The organism is Metallumcola ferriviriculae, assembly GCF_035573695.1.
Lineage (GTDB): Bacteria > Bacillota > JADQBR01 > JADQBR01 > JADQBR01 > Metallumcola > Metallumcola ferriviriculae.
Genome location: NZ_CP121694.1, coordinates 3480264 through 3499194, shown reverse-complemented (window position 1 = coordinate 3499194; position 18931 = coordinate 3480264). Strand labels below are relative to the sequence as shown.

Here is an 18931-nt window from a genome sequence, read left to right as displayed (position 1 = left end):
CAAACTTGACAGTTAAATTCTTAGGGTTTGTCGCAACGCACATTTGGGAACGCTGAAAGCATAACCCAGTAGTAACAAATGTAATGTTGCTCTTATTATAGGATGACAAAAGGATGTCGAAAAGCAAAAATCGGTGAACGGGAAAAACGTCAGCTTAAACGTAAAGATAGCCACCTTATATGGTAGAATGTTCTGGAAATAATCCCCAACGGGTTTATTGACCGTTGATTTCTGCTGAAAACCTTTTAACGGTTTTTAACGGCCTTTCGGCAGATATATTCCTGTTAAAAACTGATGGGACAAGGACATTCCACTCTTTTTGAAGAAAGGATATTAAAGGTCAGGCGCGAGGTGAGATCTATGGAGACTATAGGCGTGGATATAATTGAGATAAAACGAATAGCGGTTTTGGTGGATAAATGGTCGGGCAAATTCACCAAGCGTATTTTTACCACTGAAGAGCTGTCTTATTGTTTTACAAAGAAATTTCCCGCCCCATCTTTGGCGGCCCGGTTTGCCGCTAAAGAAGCGGTACTTAAGGCTATGGGGCTCGGTTTGGGTGCCTGTAAGTTAAAGGATATAGAAGTGATTAGCCATCCCAGCGGCAAACCGGAGCTGAAATTACACGAAAAGGCAGAAGAAATAGCCCATTCCATGGGTTTAGTGAGATGGCAGATATCTCTTTCTCATTCCAAATCCCATGCGGTGGCCATGGTATTAGCTGTGGGCAATTGATGGCCTTTGTTAAATGTTAAGATTAGATTGTGTGCGGTAAAGTCCTGCGGTAATATGTCAAGTACCTAAAAAAGAAAATTGGAAATAAATTAGCTACTATTTCTCAAAAAAGACATCATTTAAGAAGCCCAGTTAAAATTACAGAAACTGGATATTACCGAAGGATATTGAGGAGGTGTTTACCTCATCGATTCACCTTCCTTCGAGGCGAGTAGATTTGGTCGTTACGTAGCAGCGCATCGACCAGACGCACAAGTTTTCTTGCGGTTAAGACGAGGGCTCTTTTATGCCGGTGCTTAGGCACCTCATGATACTTTTTGTAGTAGTAATCGCGAAACTCCGGTTCATAGTTTTTAACCGAGTTGGCAGCCTCAACCAGGTAAAAACGGAGATAACGATTACCAGAGCGTATCATGTTAGTTTCATCAGCCTTAAACTTTCCCGACTGGTGCTTGCTCCACGTAAGGCCGGCATATTTAGCTAAAGATGCTTGGTCCTTAAACCGGTGAATATCACCGATTTCAGCCAGGATACCGGCACAGTAAACAGGGCCAATACCGGGAATGGACTTTAAGGTATTAGGAATACCGGCCAAAAGCCGTTCAATCGCTTTATCAAGCTGTTTGATTTGCGATTTGATACTGTGAATAGTCTCAATGGATGTTGCCATGAGAATATCGATTGAGTCTTCAACGCACTTAGAAAGCCTGTAAGAGGAATTAGCACAGCTTTCTGTATGCATTTGGCAACCCCTTCGGGGTCCTTAAAGCGATTTTTACTTTTTTCTTTGAGAAAATCAGCAAGTACAGCAATATCCATAGCAGCAATTTCATCAAGGCTATATTTTTCAAGGAAGAGATCCATCATGGCGTTACCAAATACAGAGGATTCAACCTCAGACCTAAAAGCATTGCATTTAAAGAATAAGTGCTGTAAGAAATGCTGTTTTTCACGAGTCAGACTTTTGACCAAGTGATAGCGTGACCTTGTTAGTCTTTGTAGGGCAACATACTGTTCCTGCATAATCATGGACAGAGGGAGCCGGCCGAAGCGCAAGCGGTCAGCAATAATCCAGGCATCAATATCATCAGTCTTATCAAGGTCGACATAAGCATCTTTAAACCTTTTGATAAGCCTAGCATTAATAGTGTAGACCTTAGCCTGGCGTTTACGAAGTTCCTTATCCTCATTAAGAAACATAGCAGGATGCCAGCTGTAGACGGAAGTAGATTCCATGCCGATTTGAATTTCCTGGGAAGAATACTTGTCCGAAAAGCTAACAATCTGGTCACGCAGAAATTTTGCGCCAGGAAGGTTATTGTTAACAGTGAAAGACTTCAAGACATCGCCATCCTGGTTCATAATACACACTTTTAAATCTTCAGAACTAACGTCAATACCGATAAAAAGTTTGTACAATGGGGATCACCTCCAATTCATTTAGCATAATGAGGAAATGGACTTTTCGGGATGCCCCCAGCGCACTCGTAAGATCAATCAGCCTCGCGTATGAGAACTCACTCCGGTCCATGGGCTGCCTGGAAACTGCTACATTCCAGCATGGGTTGCCGGAGGGAACAGCCTGCGGGTTAGAAGTACAAACGAGAGCTGGGGATGCAGACTTTAAAAAGTAGTCAAAGCTACAGGGAGGGAAAGCATTTCCCCAAATTATCCTCATAGATAATTATCTAGGAACATCACGAAAAGTCCAACCCCAAATATTACGTTTTTGAAGACGCCCGCCCTTGACGGTGAGCCTCTGGCCGCATGGTTAACACAGCCTGGGAGCCACCCCCTAAAGGGAAGTGGCTGTGCAGCCAACGAGCCTACCATGCGGCCCACTCACCGTAAAGGGTAAAGTGAACGGGCTTAGGTTATACAAATGTGATAGTTTTAAGTTTTCAAAGAACAAAAATTAACTGGAAATTTAGTGATTTGATTTGTCAAAACATATTATACGAGGGAGGGGCATGTTGTGAAGGTAGTAACCAGTGACGAAATGCAGCAACTAGATCAGAAAGCGATAAAACTCGGAATACCTGGAGTTATTTTGATGGAAAATGCCGGTTTTAAGGTAGTTGAAAGTATTCAGAATTACTTTGGTGGTCAATTGGCCGATAAGCAGGTCACGATAGTTGTAGGTAAGGGCAATAACGGCGGAGATGGTCTAGTTATTGCCAGGCATTTATCTAACAGCAAAGTCAAAGTGAAAATTTTTCTAACCAGTGACCCAACGGAATACTCCGGGGATGCGGCAACGAATATGCGTATTGTTGAGCAGATGGGTATACCCGTTTTTCGGCTGGAGGATGAAAATGACCTTACTAGGCTAAATGTAACGTTGCTTTATACAGATATGGTGGTAGATGCAATTTTTGGCACTGGCTTCCGGGGTTCGCCAAGAGGATTGACAGCTCAAGTAATGGAAACAGTTAACGAATCCGGCGTGCCTGTATTGGCAGTGGATGTCCCTTCGGGTCTGGATGCGAGCAGCGGTAAGATTAAGGGTGTCTGTGTTCGGGCTGATATCACAGTTACCTTTGCCCTTCCTAAATTAGGATTATTAGTTGAGCCGGGGGTCGGCGCGGTGGGAAAGTTAGTTGTCGCGGATATTTCTATTCCACAGAGTTTGCTGGATAGTACCGGGTCAAGGACTGAAATGGTGGATTTAGATTGGTGTATTCAAGCAATTCCCCCAAGGGAGTCTACGGGACACAAAGGGACATACGGGCATGTGCTGGTCATTGGTGGAAGCATGGGGATGTCGGGAGCACCGATTCTTGCTGCAAAGGCGGCATTGAAGGCGGGGGCAGGCCTGGTAACATTGGCGGTACCAAGGTCGATACAGCAAATTACTGCTGCTCAAATCACTGAGATACTGACCTGTGGTGTGGCGGAAACTGCTTCCGGCACTTTTGCAGCAGCAGAAGCGGCTGCACAACTACAACCATTGATATCCACGGCGACGGCAGTGGTTATCGGGCCCGGCATGTCCCAAGGAGACGAAGTAGGAGTCTTTCTAGCTGCTTTGCTACCTAAAATCCATAAACCTCTAGTGATTGATGCTGATGCGTTAAATATCATTGCTGGCTTGGAAGGGATGCGTTTTCTCCGCAGTACGGTACTTACCCCACACCCCGGCGAAATGGCACGTTTGTTAGGCCAAAGTGTTGGGCAGGTGCAGAGCAGCCGCTTAGAGGCGGTAACGGAAGCTGTGAAAAAATATGGGACCACGGTACTACTTAAAGGAGCGCGCTCTTTAACGGCGACATCGGAACAGTTTGTTTATGTTAATACTACGGGTAATCCGGGCATGGCTACCGGGGGAAGTGGCGATGTCTTGGCAGGTATTATCGGCGCTCTACTTGCCCAAGGCTTAGCTACCGAAAAGGCGGCGGCAGCCGGTGCATACCTGCACGGATTGGCCGGCGATGAAGCAGCATCGGTGCAAGGGCAAATGGGGTTAGTTGCTGGTGATTTGCCAGAAATGCTGCCCAGGGTGCTGCGAAGATTAGGTCGATAATGTTATATAAATAGGGGACGAAAATTAAATTATTCTAAGTTAGGTGATATTATGCTGCGTCCGGTTTGGGCAGAGATAGATTTGGGAGCGATTAAAAATAATATTCGGGAAATTCGCCGTATTACCAGCCCGCAGGCCCAAGTGATGGCTGTAGTTAAGGCTAATGCATACGGTCATGGGGCCAATGAAGTCAGTGAGGTAGCCTTAAAGAATGGTGCCCAATGGCTGGGGGTGGCTTTGCTGCAGGAAGCGATACAACTACGCAACACTGGAATTGATGCGCCAATTCTTATATTGGGATATACGCCTCTCACCCAACTGCCGGCGGTAGTTGACTGGGATTTGCGCCAAACCATTTATTCACTGGAACAGGCTAAGTCACTATCCACTGCGGCGCTTTCGCGCGGCAAAAAAGCAAAGGCACATGTGAAGTTAGATACCGGTATGGGTAGAATAGGGCTCTTGCCGGAGGAGGTATCTTTAAAGACCATCTTGGAAATGGCTAGATTGCCGGGATTGGAACTAGAGGGCATTTACACTCATTTTGCTGTTGCGGATGCAGCGGATAAGCGTTATACAGCAAAGCAGCTACAGTGGTTTTCCTGGTTCTTAGACCGATTAAAGCAGCTGGGGCTGGAATTTCTCCTGCGGCATGCAGCGAACAGTGCAGCGGTTATAGACCTGCCTGAGGCACATTTCGATTTGGTTCGTCCCGGTTTAATAATTTATGGTTTATATCCGTCTAAAGAGGTTAAACGGGAACGGATAGATTTAAGACAGGCCATGGCGTTAAAAGCGGAATTATCGTATGTCAAGAAGGTGGGCGCTGGGACAGCCATTAGTTATGGATGTACTTATATTACTAAAGATGATGCTGTTATAGCATCTTTGCCATTGGGGTATGCTGATGGGTATACACGTTTGTTGTCTAATAGAGCAGAAGTGTTGATACAAGGACGACGGGTTCCAATGGTGGGCAGGGTGTGTATGGACCAATGTATGGTAGACGTAACTGATATTAAATCTGCGGTATCTATGGGCGATGAAGCGGTTCTGATAGGTGGGCAGGGGGATGAATTCATCTCTGTAGAGGAGTTGGCAGACCAAATTGGCACGATTAGTTATGAAGTGGTTTGTATGATTAGTTATCGGGTACCCAGAATTTATCGGTAATTTACCAGTAATTGCTAGCTATTATTGGCGATTTTAACGGGATTATGTTTGCATTGGTATATAGGAATAGATATAATATAGTATAGATTTTCGTGTTTGTTTTCACTATCCTGTCGTTAGTGGAGGTGCCGTTGTGCCAGGTGTTAGAAGGATTATGATTAGTCTTCCCGAAAACTTGTTAGAAGAAGTGGATGGCTTTGCTTCCCTAGAAAAACGCAATAGGAGTGAGTTTATCAGAGAAGCTATGAAATTATATATATCCGAGAGAAAGAGGAAGACATTAAGAGAACAGATGAAAAAAGGCTACCAGGAAATGGCGGATATTAATCTTTCCCTGGCCGTGGAGAACTACGAGGTAGAGGCAGAAGTGCAAAATTTTTACGATACCAAACTTGCGGAGTGTAAGTAAGTATGCATGTTAAACGTGGGGATATTTTTTACGCAGAATTAAATCCGGTAGTTGGTTCTGAACAGGGGGGGACACGCCCTGTTCTTGTGATACAAAATGATATTGGTAACCAGTACAGTCCCACTACTATTGTAGTTGCTATTACTTCACAGATTTCAAAAGCGAAACTACCGACCCACGTAGAGATGCCAGCCCAAAAAAGCGGATTGGAGAGGGCGTCAGTCATTCTTGCAGAGCAAGTCAGGACCATCGATAAAAGCAGGTTGCGTCAGAAAGTGACAGTGCTGGATGAAGGTCATATGGAACAGGTCAACAAGGCATTGGAAATTAGCATGGGATTGGTAAAGGTTTGAACGGTAGAAGTACCTGAAAAGGTGCTTTTTTTTAGTATTAGAAAAATATAAAATACTATTGAGTTTTGACCTTGAGCAAATAACTTGACAAAATGGTGCCAGGCACCATTTTGTCAAGTTATTTTTATGCTTAATTTACTTTCGCTGAATATATTGAGAGCAGGGGGTGTAGCCATGAAGCCAATAATAGGTATTACGTGCAGTGAAGAGGATGAACTCGGGAGATACTACCTAAGTTACCATTATGTCTTGGCTGTGGAGCATGCAGGTGGGACGCCGCTGCTCCTGCCATCAGCGGGAAAGTCGGTTAATTCCTTTGTCCATTTGCTTGACGGTTTACTACTCTCCGGCGGAGTTGATGTAGACCCTGTCTTTTTCGGCGAAGAGCCGCTGCCCGGAATGGGTGAAATGACGCCCCGACGTGATAGTTTTGAGATAAGCTTGACGAAGGAATTCTTACTGCTCGATAAGCCGCTATTAGCTGTGTGCCGGGGAATACAGGTGTTAAACATTGCAGCCGGCGGCAACATATTTCAAGACATATACAGTCAATATAGTGATGCGATCCAGCATAGTCAGCGCGCAGCACGTCATTTCCCCAGTCATGCTGTAACGATTAGTCCTGATACTATCCTAAAGGATATAATCCTCGCAGACAAAATAAGGGTAAACAGCTTTCATCATCAAGCGGTGAGGAAGATTGCGCCCCAATTTACCATTTGTGCCCAGGCGGGTGACGGCATTGTTGAGGCCATTGAATCTGAAAAAAACACCTTCGTTGTAGGAGTTCAATGGCATCCTGAATGTATGTGGCAAAATGACGAAAACTCCCGGAGGTTGTTTGCGGCTTTTGTTGAAGCGTGCTATAAATGAAACAATTTCAATATTACACAATTAATTTAGGGTTAAACTAAGAAATTTTGTAAATTATGGCAGGTTTTTGTTCCGCTCTGTAGAATTAGGTGTTGTAGGATGGGAGGCAAACTTATGAGTAAAGCGGTAGCTTTGGTGGTTGACGACCAGGTAGGGGTACGTACCCTGCTGAGTCTGCTGTGTCAGGAAGAGGGAATGGACGTGCGCACTGCAGGAAACGGTCTCGAAGCAATTAATCAAATAAAAGAACAGCTTCCTTTGGTTGTAGTGATGGATATCCGTATGCCGATCATGGATGGAGTACAGGCATTAGAATGGATTAACGAAAAACACCCACAAATACCCGTAATTTTAATGACTGCCTATTCGGCGCAAGATAAACTGGACAAAGCTGAAGCAATAGGTGCCACAGACATCTGGTTTAAACCTTTTGATATTGACGTTGTCCGCCAAAAATTACGAGAATTCATCCATATCAGAAAGCAATCTCTTGCCTAGTTTAGACAAGATAGGTAAATCTTTTGTTAAAATCGGATAAATATTAAAGCGATAGCTAACTTCAGCTATTGTTTTTTGTTTGATAGTATTAGCTTAGTGGCACCAACAAGGGGAATTGGGAGGGTGCAATCCTGCAATGGTACATTGCAGGATTTTCCCAGGTTATACAGAAAAACTATTTAGCTGGGGATAATGCCCCATTCCAGCCGGCGGCATTATTAAGGGATGAGGCAAATGGCGTGCGGGAAGCTCGTAAACAAATTAGGGATAGGTAAAAGTTGTTGTCTTAGCGGCACTGGATACCTTTTGATTGTTCAGCTGGGTTTCAGGTTATAATACTAGATAATTTCTTTTAAGTATTGGAGTAATGGAGGATTAGCGGATGTACTTATTTCTAGCCAAGGAAGAAGATACTCTAAAATTAGGAAATAGTATTGGTGAATTGATTGGGCCTGGTAACGTATTGGTACTCAGTGGGGATTTAGGAGCTGGTAAGACCACACTTACAAAAGGCATTGCAGCGGCTTTAGGGGTTGGGGAACCGGTAACCAGCCCCACTTTTTCTTTATTGAATATATATAATGGCAGGTATGATATAGCCCACATCGATGCTTATCGTCTCAACAATGCCCAGGAGGGTTTTGATGCAGGCTTGGAGGAATATCTTCCGGGAGACTGTGTGACAGTGGTGGAGTGGCCGGATAACATTGCCGGATTACTGCCCCAAGAACGCTTGGCGATTAAGATAAGCCGCGTGGAAGATGGCCGGGCTGTGGAAATAATTCCATACGGCTCAGCGTATACTAAATTGCTAAAGGAATTGGAGGAGAATTGGACGTGATTCTTGCTTTAGAAACAGCTACCGCAGTAGCCAGTGTCGCGGTTATTGATAAAGGCAAGCTGATAGGAGAGTTTTTTACCAATACTTCAAAGAACCACTCTCAATCATTAATGCCGTTGGTAGATAGTTTATTACGGTTTGTCGCCAAGGACATTGAAGAAGTAGCAGCATTTGCCTTGGCCATCGGACCGGGTTCTTTTACCGGTTTACGTATAGGATTGGCTACGGTGAAAGGGATGTGTATAGCACTAAACAAGCCTGCTATCGGGGTGTCTACTCTTGATGGCTTGGCCATGAATGTTTCGGGAGCACAGGGTCTAATATGTCCATTGTTGGATGCTCGTAAAAGTGAGGTCTATACCGCTGTTTACAATACCCAGGATAATGAACTGTGTCGTTTGACGGACTATATGGCCGTGGCACCAAGTGAACTAATGGAGCAGCTTGCTAAATATGATCAACCGGTTACCATTTTGGGCGATGCAGTGGATGCCTATCCTGAAGTATTTAAAGAACCTTTTTTAAGGAAGGCGGCCCAGGGAAACCGCTGGCCCCGTGCGGCCCAGGTTGCTCAATTGGCTTGGCAGCGGTTACAACGCGGTGAGGTGGACGATATTTATAATCTAGCACCATTCTATATTCGCCGCTCCGAAGCAGAGGTGAGTTGGGAGTCTAAACATGGCACTGGCAAGGAGGTCTAGACTAGTGAAGGAACCCGCTTTTGCACCCATGGAGCTCAGGCATTTGCCTCAGGTTCTGGAAATAGAAAAGCATTCTTTTCCTACTCCGTGGTCAAAAAGAGCTTTTGAGGGGGAAATCCGCCATAATAGATTCGCCCATTATTATGTCTGCCTGCTTGAAAAAAAGGTGGCTGGTTACGCCGGTATGTGGTTGATTTTAGATGAGGCGCATATTACTAACATAGCGGTAGCTCGGGAATTTCGCGGTTTGGACTTTGGCAAACGAATGTTATTGTTTCTAATGCAGCAGACACTTCTGCACGGAGCAGATAAGATGACATTAGAGGTGCGTCCATCCAACCTTACTGCCCGGGAGTTGTATAAAGGGATGGGTTTTGCCGAAGCAGGAGTCAGAAAAGGCTATTATACTGACAATAACGAAGATGCCATAATTATGTGGAAACATTTATTGATGGATATTGAAGGCATCGATGACGAGGTGAAAGGATGAGTGGTGAAAAGGTACTGGGCATAGAAACAAGCTGTGATGAAACTTCGGTAGCAGTGGTTGCGGGGGGGGAAGAAATCCTCGCTAATATTATTTCATCACAGATTAAAACCCACAAGCGATATGGCGGTGTCGTGCCGGAAATTGCTTCGCGTAAGCATGTAGAAAATATAGCTGTTGTTGTGGAGCAAGCGTTGACAGAAGCGGCTTTATCATGGGAAGATATTAATGCTGTGGCTGTTACTCAGGGCCCGGGTTTGGTGGGCGCCCTGCTGGTAGGAGTGTCTACAGCCAAGGCAATAGCATATAGTCTCAAAAAACCCTTGCTGGGGATCCATCACTTAATGGGTCATATTTATGCAGTGTTCTTAGAAAATAAGGGGATAAAGTTACCCTTGCTCTGTCTTGTGGTTTCCGGGGGACATACCAGCTTATTAGTTCTTGAAGGGTACGGAAGGATGCGGCTTTTAGGTCAGACGAGAGATGATGCGGCAGGTGAAGCCTTTGATAAGGTTGCCAGGGCTCTTGGGTTATCCTATCCCGGGGGACCGGAAATAGAAAGAATAGCGAGAGAGGGTAACGCCGGTGCTATTCAATTTCCACGCGCATGGCTGGAAGGCGGTAGTTTAGATTTTAGTTTCAGCGGACTTAAGTCTGCTGTGCTTAATTATATTAACCGGGCTGGGCAAAAAGGCGAAGAAGTGATTCAAGAGGACGTGGCAGCATCTTTCCAACAGGCGGTGATTGATGTGCTGGTGGGAAAAGCATTTGCTGCTTTAAAGGATACCGGACTTAACCAATTGGCAGTTGTCGGCGGGGTGGCTGCAAACGGTAGTTTGACCAGCGCCCTAAGAAAAAGAGCTGTAGTAGAGGGCGCCGAAATATTTAATCCCTCCCCAATACTTTGCACTGATAATGGAGCCATGATTGCATGTGCCGGTTATCATGCCCTTAAAGGTGGGCAGGACGCGGGACTGGATCTAAATGCAGTACCCAACTTACCTTTAAACTACCTGTAGTTTTTTTGTGCAAAAAGAAAACGTAGCATTGACTTAATAAAATAAACTTTGGGAGCAATTTTATAGTTATCAAAAAACGACGGGTGCTGCCGGACAGAAAATTTTTTAATTGAGCTTGTGCGCTTGTGAAAAAGAACATCTGTTTTTGTGGACTAACAGCCTGTGGATAATGTGGATAACCCTGTTAATAACTTATAAAATCGGGGTTTGTCTATGTGGAAAATAATCAGCGTCCAAGCTTGCTAATAAAATGTGGAAAATGTGGAAAAATCACTTAAAGCATTGCAGTAATAAGGTTTACGTTGTGGAAAAACATGTTAATTGTCTTAAACGAATGGGGGGAAAGACATTGTCACAAAAAGCGAAGATAGTTTTAGTATTAATTGTCGTTTTGATTGCCGGTTATATACTGTTTAAGCCAATGTTTGACCAGCAGCAGGTACCGTTACATAAACAAATCACCGATTATCAGGGCGTTTTTGAAGCTGCTACCAAAGAAGGGCGGCCAATTTTTTTAGAATTTTACAGTGAGACCTGACCTACTTGTGTGAAATTAGAGCCCGTGATTATGGCTCTTCACGAGAAATATAATGAACAGGTTCAGTTTATCGTTGTGGATGTCCAAAGCCCGCAGAGTGCACAATTGGTTCAAATGTTTAAGGTCCAGTATATCCCGGCAATTTTCTTTATTGACTCACAAAATAGGGTCGAAGAAATGATAGTGGGCGATACTACCAAGGATAAACTTGAGAGCAATATCAAAAAAATTATTGACTAAGGTGATTAGATGAATGACCAACTTTGGCAGCAGTTATTACAGTCAATCGGTAGCAATGTTATACCGATTACTTCCCGTTGCAATATTGCCTGTGTTTTTTGCAGTCATAGGCAAAATCCTCCCGGTGTGGAAAGCTTCAATTTAGCTCCCCTTGCCCTTTCTGACTTAAAGGAGGTAGCGCAATTTCTGGACAAAGAGAAAAAAATTATCATTGGAGAGTCGGCAACCAGAATAAAAGAGGGGGAGACTTTTACCCATCCTCAGTGGCGGGACATTTTAATATATTTAAGGGAACTTTATCCAAATACCGCTATGGGAGTTACCAGCAACGGCACGCTGCTGGACGCAGATGGCTGCCATTTTTTGAAACAACTAACTAATATTGAGATTACTTTATCGTTGAATAGTATTAATATTGATGCCAGAGAAACTTTGATGGGGTGTAAGGGGGTACAGGCCGAGGAAGCGGTAACTTTGCTGGATAGGCACGGTATTCCTTACCACGGCAGTATTGTTGCCATGCCCTGGTTAACCGGGTGGAATGACATTCGTGAAACAATTGACTTCCTTACCCATAATGGGGCAATGACCGTACGTGTAATGATACCAGGGTTTACCCGTTACGCTCAGGATGAGACGCGTTTTGATATAGAGGAGACAATTCCGGGGTTTTATCGATGGATAGATATGGTAAAAAATGAGACGGATGTTCCTGTATTGGTGGAACCTCCTTCGTTATCAGGGTTGGATGCCGTAGTGGAGGGGATTATCCACGGTTCTCCCGCAGAGAAAGCAGGTCTCAAAAAAGGGGATGTTATTCTCCAGGTAGATGGTGAACCCATATTTAGCAGGGTAGACGCTTTTATGCGTTTAAATAGGAGTTCCGACCCGAATCTGCGTTGCCGCCGGGGTTGGCAAACCACTGTACTGCAATTGAAAAAAGGGCTGGGAGATAAGTCAGGCGCAGTCTTTAATTACGATTTAGACCCCGTCGATTGGCAGCGGTTTATTGATACAATCCATCGTTACCAGGCGGAGAAGGTATTGGCTCTGACCTCTGCGTTTGCTTACCCAATAATCCAAAATGCGGTGGAAAAAGAGGAACTTTCAGGGGTGACAGTGCAGGTGGTGGAGAATGTGACTTTTGGTGGTTCCATTGGTTGTGCCGGCTTACTTACCCTGGAGGACCTATATCCAATTATTGAAGCAAATGCTGCTGTTTTTGATCTGATCACCGTTCCGGGAATAATGTTTGATTCCCGACAACGGGACTTATTTGCCAATACTTCGGCATTTACCCAGAAAGTAGTGGTGCTATAATGTCTTAAAAATAGTGTGGGCGGCAGGATTCTTGGGGTAAATGTCAAACTATTTTAAAATATATGTTTTTAGGTAGAAGGGTGTGTTTATATGAAAAAGGAATTGCGCAGGCAAATTATTCAAGCACGACTCGACCTTTCACCGGAAGCTGCAGCTGAAAAAAGTGAAACAATAATTCAAAAGTTAATTTCATTACCCGCTTATCAGGAGGCGGGTACTATCATGACTTATGTAGCTTTCAACCAGGAGGTAGAGACTAAAGGTTTAATTAAATATAGTCTTTCTCAGCGGAAGAGAGTACTGGTACCAGTTACCGTCAAAAAGGATAGGGAACTGATACCGTCAGAAGTCTTTCATTTTCCCGGAGATCTTCAGCCGGGCACATGGGGTATTTTAGAGCCCAAGCCGGAGTGTTTTCGACCGGTAAGCCCCAGTGAAATTGACATGGTAGTAGTGCCGGGAGTTGCATTTGATAAGAATGGAAATCGTCTTGGCTATGGGGGCGGGTTTTACGACCGTTTCTTGGGTAAGCTGCCAAAGACATCCCGGTTTGTGGCCATTGCCTTTGAACTGCAAATTAAAGACAATGTTTACCATCAAGAGCATGATCAACCTGTCCATTGGGTAATCACCGAAGAACAGGTAATCAAAGCTAAATAAGTTATATAAAGGAAGGGGGAAACTCAGTTGGCTTGTCAGTGTTGTAATGGGAGCAAAGATCAGTCCGATAAGGATAAGCAGTTGGACGCGGTATTTGAAAAGTACCGTGGTATGAATGGAGCACTTATCCCAGTCTTACAGGCGGCACAGGATGTTTATGGCTATTTGCCCAAAGAAGCCATGGAAAGAATTGCCCGGGAGCTGAAATTGCCTTTTAGCAAAGTGTTTGGGGTAGCTACTTTTTATTCTCAGTTTCATCTTGACCCGCGTGGGGAAAATATTATTCGTGTCTGCTTAGGTACCGCGTGCCATGTACGCGGAGGAGCGGGGATATTTGGCAAAGTGAAAGAAGTGTTGGGTGTTGAAGACGGCGAAACCACTGAAGACTTAAAATTTACGTTAGAATCAGTGGCCTGTATCGGCGCATGCGGATTGGCTCCGGTAATGATGGTTAATGACGATACACATGGCCGCTTGACTCCGGACAAGATTCCGGAAATTATTGATAAATATAAGTAAAAAGGAGGTGCACCCATGGAAAATTTAATGTCAGCGTGTTGTAGTAAATGTACACATGATCAGTCAGATCCATGTAAGGATTATCTGCTTTGTCGCACTGAAGGACCCATATGTCACGATTCAGAAGAATGCCGGGCCAAACGGCAAGCACTTATTGATAAAGTTCATTTGTCCGCTGAAAAATCAAATCGCCGGGTACTTATCTGTGCTGGTACTGGTTGCGTTGCCTCCGGTTCACGGGATGTACAACAGGTTATGCTTCAGGCGGTAAAGGATGCTGGAATTACGGACTGTGAGGTAAGCATTACCGGTTGTCACGGCTTCTGCGAACAAGGTCCCATTGTCATTGTGGAGCCGGAAGGAGTATTTTACGGTGGGGTCAGTGCCGATGACGTAGAGGAAATAGTGGAAAAACATCTCAAGAATGGCGAACTGGTAGAAAGATTGTTCTTTACCGAGCCAAATAGCGGCGATAAAGATAAATATTATCGGGATATTATGTTTTATAAAAAGCAGGAACGAATGGTATTAAAAAACTGCGGTCATATTAACCCGGAAAAGATTGATGAATATATAGTAACCGGCGGTTACTCCGGCCTGATTAAGACTTTCACGGATTTCACCTCCCAAAAAGTGGTGGAAGAAGTTAAAACCTCAGGCTTACGCGGCCGAGGCGGCGGCGGTTTTCCCACGGGTTTGAAATGGCAGTTTACTGCCCAAGCTCAGGGTGATGTAAAATATGTAGTTTGTAACGCTGATGAAGGGGACCCCGGTGCCTTCATGGACAGGAGCATTCTCGAAGGTAATCCTCATGCAGTAATTGAGGGCATGATGATTGCCGGATATGCGGTGGGTGCCACTGAAGGTTATGTCTATGTTCGGGCCGAATATCCCTTGGCCATTAAGAGGCTGGAAAGAGCTATTGCCCAAGCAGAAGAGTATGGGATATTGGGCGGCAATGTTTTAGGTTCCGGGTTTTCTTTTAAATTAAAAATCAAAGCCGGAGCCGGCGCTTTTGTCTGCGGTGAGGAGACTGCCCTGTTAAATTCTATCCAGGGTGAACGCGGTATGCCGCGGGTACGCCCGCCTTTCCCCGCTAACGAGGGGCTTTGGTACAAGCCCACCTTGCTCAATAATGTGGAAACATACGCAAATATACCCATCATTATGGAAAAGGGCGGCGACTGGTATGCTTCCCGGGGTACCGAAAAGAGCAAGGGTACAAAGGTGTTCGCGCTTACCGGTAAGATAAATAACACCGGTCTGGCGGAAGTACCTATGGGTATTACCTTAAGAGAAATTATTTTCGATATCGGTGGCGGAATTAAAGACGGTAAAAAGTATAAAGCCGTTCAAATTGGCGGCCCCTCCGGCGGTTGTCTGCCTGAGGAACAACTAGATCTACCGATAGATTATGATTCTTTAATAAGCGCTGGGGCTATGATGGGTTCCGGTGGGCTGGTTGTCATGGATGAAACTACCTGCATGGTGGACTTAGCCCGATATTTCCTAACCTTTACCCAAAATGAATCATGTGGTAAATGTGTTCCCTGCAGAGAAGGTACCAAACGTATGCTGGAAATCTTAACTCGTATTACCGAAGGTGACGGTCAAGAGGGTGATATCGAGACCCTTGAGCGTTTGGCTAAATCCATTAAGAATACTTCTTTGTGCGGCCTAGGTCAAACGGCACCCAATCCGGTGCTAAGTACGCTGCGTTATTTCCGCAACGAGTATGAGGCCCATATTAATAAAAAATGGTGTCCCGCAGGCGAGTGTAAAGCATTGACGGTGCTTAAAATCGACCCGGAGAAATGTAATGGTTGTACCCGTTGTGCACGGAATTGCCCGGTTGAGGCCATAACGGGCGAAGTAAAGCAGGTTCATGAGATAGACCCGGAAATTTGCACTAACTGTGGTACCTGCATTGAAAATTGCCGTAAAGAGGCTATTTATAAAGGGTAAGGAAAGGAGTGAGAATAAGTGTCCAAAGTAACTCTAACTATTGACGGGCAGAAGGTTACGGTACCTGCCGGTACGACGGTACTTCAGGCGGCCCGTAAAGTTGGGATTGAAATACCCACATTTTGTCATGACCCGGAACTAACAAGTCCAGGTGCTTGCCGCATGTGCGTGGTGGAGATTGAGGGTATGCGTAATTTGCCTGCTTCCTGCGTGACTACTGCTGGCGATGGGATGGTGGTAAGTACTATCAGTCCCGATGTAATTGATGCCCGTAAAACCATTATTGAATTATTACTAGCAAATCATCCCGAAGATTGTCTGACTTGTGAACGTACAGGACAGTGCCGTCTCCAGGAATATGCCTACCATTATGGTGTACGCGGTGATACTTTCGGCGGCGAAAGAAAAGAGTATCCTATAGATGATAGTAACCCATTCATCGTAAGGGATCTAAATAAGTGTATCAAATGTGGTAAATGTGTAAGAGTCTGTGACGAGGTACAGGGAAGAAGTATTTACTCCTTTGCTTACCGCGGCTTTGATACAATCCCCGCACCGGCGATGGATACTCCATTGGCTGAATCTGAGTGTGTGTTCTGCGGCAGCTGTGTATCAGTTTGCCCCACGGGTGCGCTCACAGAAAAGATGATGCATGGTGTAGGTCGGTCTTGGGAGCTAAAAAAGGTGCGTACCACCTGTCCTTATTGCGGGGTAGGCTGTAACTTTGACCTTAATGTAAAGGATGATAAAATTGTTGGTGTGACTTCTAACGCTGAGTCTGAAGTTAACGGTCGGGCGTTATGTGTCAAGGGGCGATTTGGCTATAAGTTTGTTCATCATCCCGATCGATTGACTACTCCGTTAATTAAGAAAGACGGAGAGTTTCAAGAAGCATCTTGGGAGGAAGCCATCGGTTATGTGGCGGAAAAATTCTCCCAGATTAAGAATGAAGAAGGCAGTGACGCTCTGGCTGTGTTCAGTTCGGCGCGCTGTACTAACGAGGAAAACTACGTTATTAATAAATTTACAAGGGCGGTGTTGGGTACAAATAATATTGACCATTGTGCCCGTCTCTGACACTCCGCTACCGTCGCCGGTCTGGCGGCAGCATTTGGCAGCGGAGCAATGACTAATTCTATTCATGAGATAGCCGGTGCGGACTTTATTCTGGCTATCGGCACCAACACCACCGAGACCCATCCTGTGCTAAGCTTGCAAATCAGAAAAGCGGTGAAAGAAGGATCTAAGCTGGTGGTGGCAGACCCAAGAAAAATCGAACTGGCGGATATTGCAGATATCCATGTACAGCATAAAGCCGGATCAGATTTGGCGCTGTTAAACGCCATGGCTAAGGTAATAATTGATGAAGAGCTATGGGATAAAAAATTCGTTACTGATAAAACTGAAGATTTTGATGCTGTCAAGGAAGCGGTAAGAGATTGTACTCCGGAATGGGCAGAAAAAATCACCAATACTCCTGCGGATACCATCCGTCAGGTAGCCAGGGCCTACGCGGCAGCAGAAAAAGGAACCATCCTTTATACTATGGGCATTACCCAACACATCTGCGGTACCGATAATGTATTGGCTATTGCCAACCTCGCGTTACTCACTGGACATATCGGTCGGGAAAACACCGGTGTAAACCCATTGAGGGGCCAGAACAATGTGCAGGGTGCCTGTGATATGGGTGCACTACCTAATGTTTATCCAGGCTATCAGAAGGTTAATGATGAGGAAATTCAGGCCAAATTTGAAAAAGCTTGGGGAGTCAAACTTTCTTCTAAGGTAGGTCTTACCGTTGGTGAAATGATGGACAATGCCTTGGCAGGGAAACTAAAATCCCTTATGGTGATCGGTGAGAACCCGGTTATCAGTGACCCGGACAGCAACCACGTTGCTAAGGGTCTAAAGAACGTAGAATTCTTGGTTGTTCAAGATATATTCTTTACCGAAACTGCGGAACTGGCAGATGTAGTACTGCCTGCCGCCAGTTTTGCGGAGAAAGACGGCACTTTCACTAATACTGAACGCCGTGTACAGCGGGTACGCAAGGCGGTTGATCCTATCGGCGACAGTAAGGCGGATTGGGAGATCACCCAAATGCTGGCCAAGGCCATGGGTTACGAAATGGACTACAGGAGTGCGGCTGATATTATGGCGGAAATCAATGAGTTGACACCGCAGTATGGCGGCATCACCTATCGCAGATTGCAGCAAAAGGGTCTTCAATGGCCCTGTCCCGATACAAAACACCCGGGCACAAAGCTGCTGCATCAAGGTGGGTTTGCCCGGGGTAAGGGCAAGTTCCATGCTGTCAGTTATGTAGATCCTGACGAAATGCCTAATGATGAATATCCAATGGTATTGACAACCGGCCGACGTTTATTCCATTATCATACTGGAACCATGTCTCGTAGAGTGGACGCTTTAACGGAGATTTACCCCGAAGAGTATCTGGAGATAAACCCTAAGGATGCGGAAAAATTAGGGGTGGAGACCGGCGAGAAAGTACGCGTAGCCTCCCGCCGTGGCGAGATAGAAATACCGGTAAAAGTTACCGAAGTGGTACAACCAGGACTAGTGTTTGCATCTTTCCACTTCCGTGAAACTAATGTTAATAAACTCACCAACGATGCCCGAGATCCAAAGGCAAAGATACCGGAGTTTAAGGTTTGTGCGGTTAAGGTAGACAAGATAAGCTAATGGGAACGTAGAAGAATAATAAGCCAAATAACAAATAACCAGGGTAAGGATTGGATTCCTACCCTGGTTATTTATATTCTGATGTATAGGAAATTATGGGTTGTGGATAATTTCCTATACATGGGGGTTGTTAAGGGGGCTTGCCCCCTTATGTTAAATGCAGGAGGGTCTACCCGCAAGGGGCATGCCAAAACTCTACAGCAACAAGTTGCTAAGAGTTTTGCAACAGCGAAGCGACCTAGGGCGAGTGGCGTCACGGATAAGTGACGCCAAGGTACGAGCGCCGCCGAGTCGGTGAGGCGGCCGGGTGCGTAGCACCCACGGTTTCCCTGGGTAAGAATATAGAGAGACTTGGCAACTTGTTGCCTAGT

Annotated in this window: 18 protein-coding genes and 1 pseudogene; 18 read left to right on the top strand and 1 reads right to left on the bottom strand. The window is 45.2% G+C overall.

Going from position 1 to position 18931, the window contains the following annotated elements:
• Positions 1-360 precede the first annotated feature (360 nt).
• Entirely contained in the window at positions 361-735 is a 375-nt protein-coding gene (gene acpS, locus MFMK1_RS17290) for a holo-ACP synthase (RefSeq protein ID WP_366922923.1), read from the top strand.
• A gap of 184 nt (positions 736-919) precedes the next feature.
• Here the strand turns inward: acpS and MFMK1_RS17285 are convergent.
• A pseudogene (locus tag MFMK1_RS17285) lies at positions 920-2097 on the bottom strand (IS110 family RNA-guided transposase).
• Positions 2098-2710: 613 nt separating this feature from the next.
• Between MFMK1_RS17285 and MFMK1_RS17280 the strand changes: the two are divergent.
• The 17 genes from MFMK1_RS17280 to fdhF all read left to right on the top strand — a co-directional run bounded on the left by MFMK1_RS17280 (position 2711) and on the right by fdhF (position 18560).
• Positions 2711-4258, top strand: coding sequence for an NAD(P)H-hydrate dehydratase (locus tag MFMK1_RS17280; RefSeq protein WP_366922922.1), 1548 nt, complete (start codon positions 2711-2713; stop codon positions 4256-4258).
• Positions 4259-4309: 51 nt separating this feature from the next.
• Positions 4310-5431, top strand: coding sequence for an alanine racemase (gene alr, locus MFMK1_RS17275; RefSeq protein WP_366922921.1), 1122 nt, complete (start codon positions 4310-4312; stop codon positions 5429-5431).
• A gap of 133 nt (positions 5432-5564) precedes the next feature.
• Positions 5565-5840: a CopG family ribbon-helix-helix protein gene (locus tag MFMK1_RS17270; RefSeq protein WP_366922920.1), complete on the top strand. Its 276-nt coding sequence runs from the start codon at positions 5565-5567 to the stop codon at positions 5838-5840.
• 2 nt (positions 5841-5842) lie between these two features.
• Positions 5843-6193, top strand: a complete 351-nt coding sequence (locus tag MFMK1_RS17265; RefSeq protein ID WP_366922919.1) for a type II toxin-antitoxin system PemK/MazF family toxin — start codon at positions 5843-5845, stop codon at positions 6191-6193.
• Between the two features lie 174 nt (positions 6194-6367).
• Positions 6368-7066, top strand: coding sequence for a gamma-glutamyl-gamma-aminobutyrate hydrolase family protein (locus MFMK1_RS17260; RefSeq protein ID WP_366922918.1), 699 nt, complete (start codon positions 6368-6370; stop codon positions 7064-7066).
• A 114-nt stretch (positions 7067-7180) separates the two neighbouring features.
• A complete protein-coding gene (locus tag MFMK1_RS17255; RefSeq protein WP_366922917.1) occupies positions 7181-7564 on the top strand; it encodes a response regulator in 384 nt (127 codons plus the stop codon).
• 382 nt (positions 7565-7946) lie between these two features.
• A complete protein-coding gene (gene tsaE, locus MFMK1_RS17250) occupies positions 7947-8405 on the top strand; it encodes a tRNA (adenosine(37)-N6)-threonylcarbamoyltransferase complex ATPase subunit type 1 TsaE (RefSeq protein ID WP_366922916.1) in 459 nt (152 codons plus the stop codon).
• Positions 8402-9106, top strand: coding sequence for a tRNA (adenosine(37)-N6)-threonylcarbamoyltransferase complex dimerization subunit type 1 TsaB (gene tsaB, locus MFMK1_RS17245; RefSeq protein WP_366922915.1), 705 nt, complete (start codon positions 8402-8404; stop codon positions 9104-9106). Before tsaE ends, tsaB begins: the two co-directional genes overlap by 4 nt.
• A gap of 4 nt (positions 9107-9110) precedes the next feature.
• Entirely contained in the window at positions 9111-9596 is a 486-nt protein-coding gene (gene rimI / locus MFMK1_RS17240; protein ID WP_366922914.1) for a ribosomal protein S18-alanine N-acetyltransferase, read from the top strand.
• On the top strand, positions 9593-10612 hold the full coding sequence (gene tsaD / locus MFMK1_RS17235; RefSeq protein ID WP_366922913.1) for a tRNA (adenosine(37)-N6)-threonylcarbamoyltransferase complex transferase subunit TsaD: 1020 nt from the start codon (positions 9593-9595) through the stop codon (positions 10610-10612). The genes rimI and tsaD overlap by 4 nt, the downstream gene beginning before the upstream one ends.
• A gap of 349 nt (positions 10613-10961) precedes the next feature.
• Positions 10962-11150, top strand: coding sequence for a hypothetical protein (locus MFMK1_RS17230; protein ID WP_366922912.1), 189 nt, complete (start codon positions 10962-10964; stop codon positions 11148-11150).
• A 30-nt stretch (positions 11151-11180) separates the two neighbouring features.
• The gene (locus MFMK1_RS17225; RefSeq protein ID WP_366922911.1) at positions 11181-11390 is read left to right on the top strand and encodes a TlpA family protein disulfide reductase; all 210 of its coding nucleotides are present in this window, start codon (positions 11181-11183) and stop codon (positions 11388-11390) included.
• A 9-nt stretch (positions 11391-11399) separates the two neighbouring features.
• A complete protein-coding gene (locus MFMK1_RS17220; RefSeq protein ID WP_366922910.1) occupies positions 11400-12710 on the top strand; it encodes a DUF512 domain-containing protein in 1311 nt (436 codons plus the stop codon).
• Positions 12711-12800: 90 nt separating this feature from the next.
• On the top strand, positions 12801-13370 hold the full coding sequence (locus tag MFMK1_RS17215; RefSeq protein ID WP_366922909.1) for a 5-formyltetrahydrofolate cyclo-ligase: 570 nt from the start codon (positions 12801-12803) through the stop codon (positions 13368-13370).
• Positions 13371-13397: 27 nt separating this feature from the next.
• Positions 13398-13889: an NADH-quinone oxidoreductase subunit NuoE gene (gene nuoE / locus MFMK1_RS17210; RefSeq protein ID WP_366922908.1), complete on the top strand. Its 492-nt coding sequence runs from the start codon at positions 13398-13400 to the stop codon at positions 13887-13889.
• Between the two features lie 15 nt (positions 13890-13904).
• Complete coding sequence (nuoF, locus tag MFMK1_RS17205; protein WP_366922907.1) at positions 13905-15854, top strand: NADH-quinone oxidoreductase subunit NuoF; 1950 nt, start codon at positions 13905-13907, stop codon at positions 15852-15854.
• Positions 15855-15872: 18 nt separating this feature from the next.
• Positions 15873-18560, top strand: coding sequence for a formate dehydrogenase subunit alpha (fdhF, locus tag MFMK1_RS17200; RefSeq protein WP_366922906.1), 2688 nt, complete (start codon positions 15873-15875; stop codon positions 18558-18560).
• Positions 18561-18931: the final 371 nt, after the last annotated feature.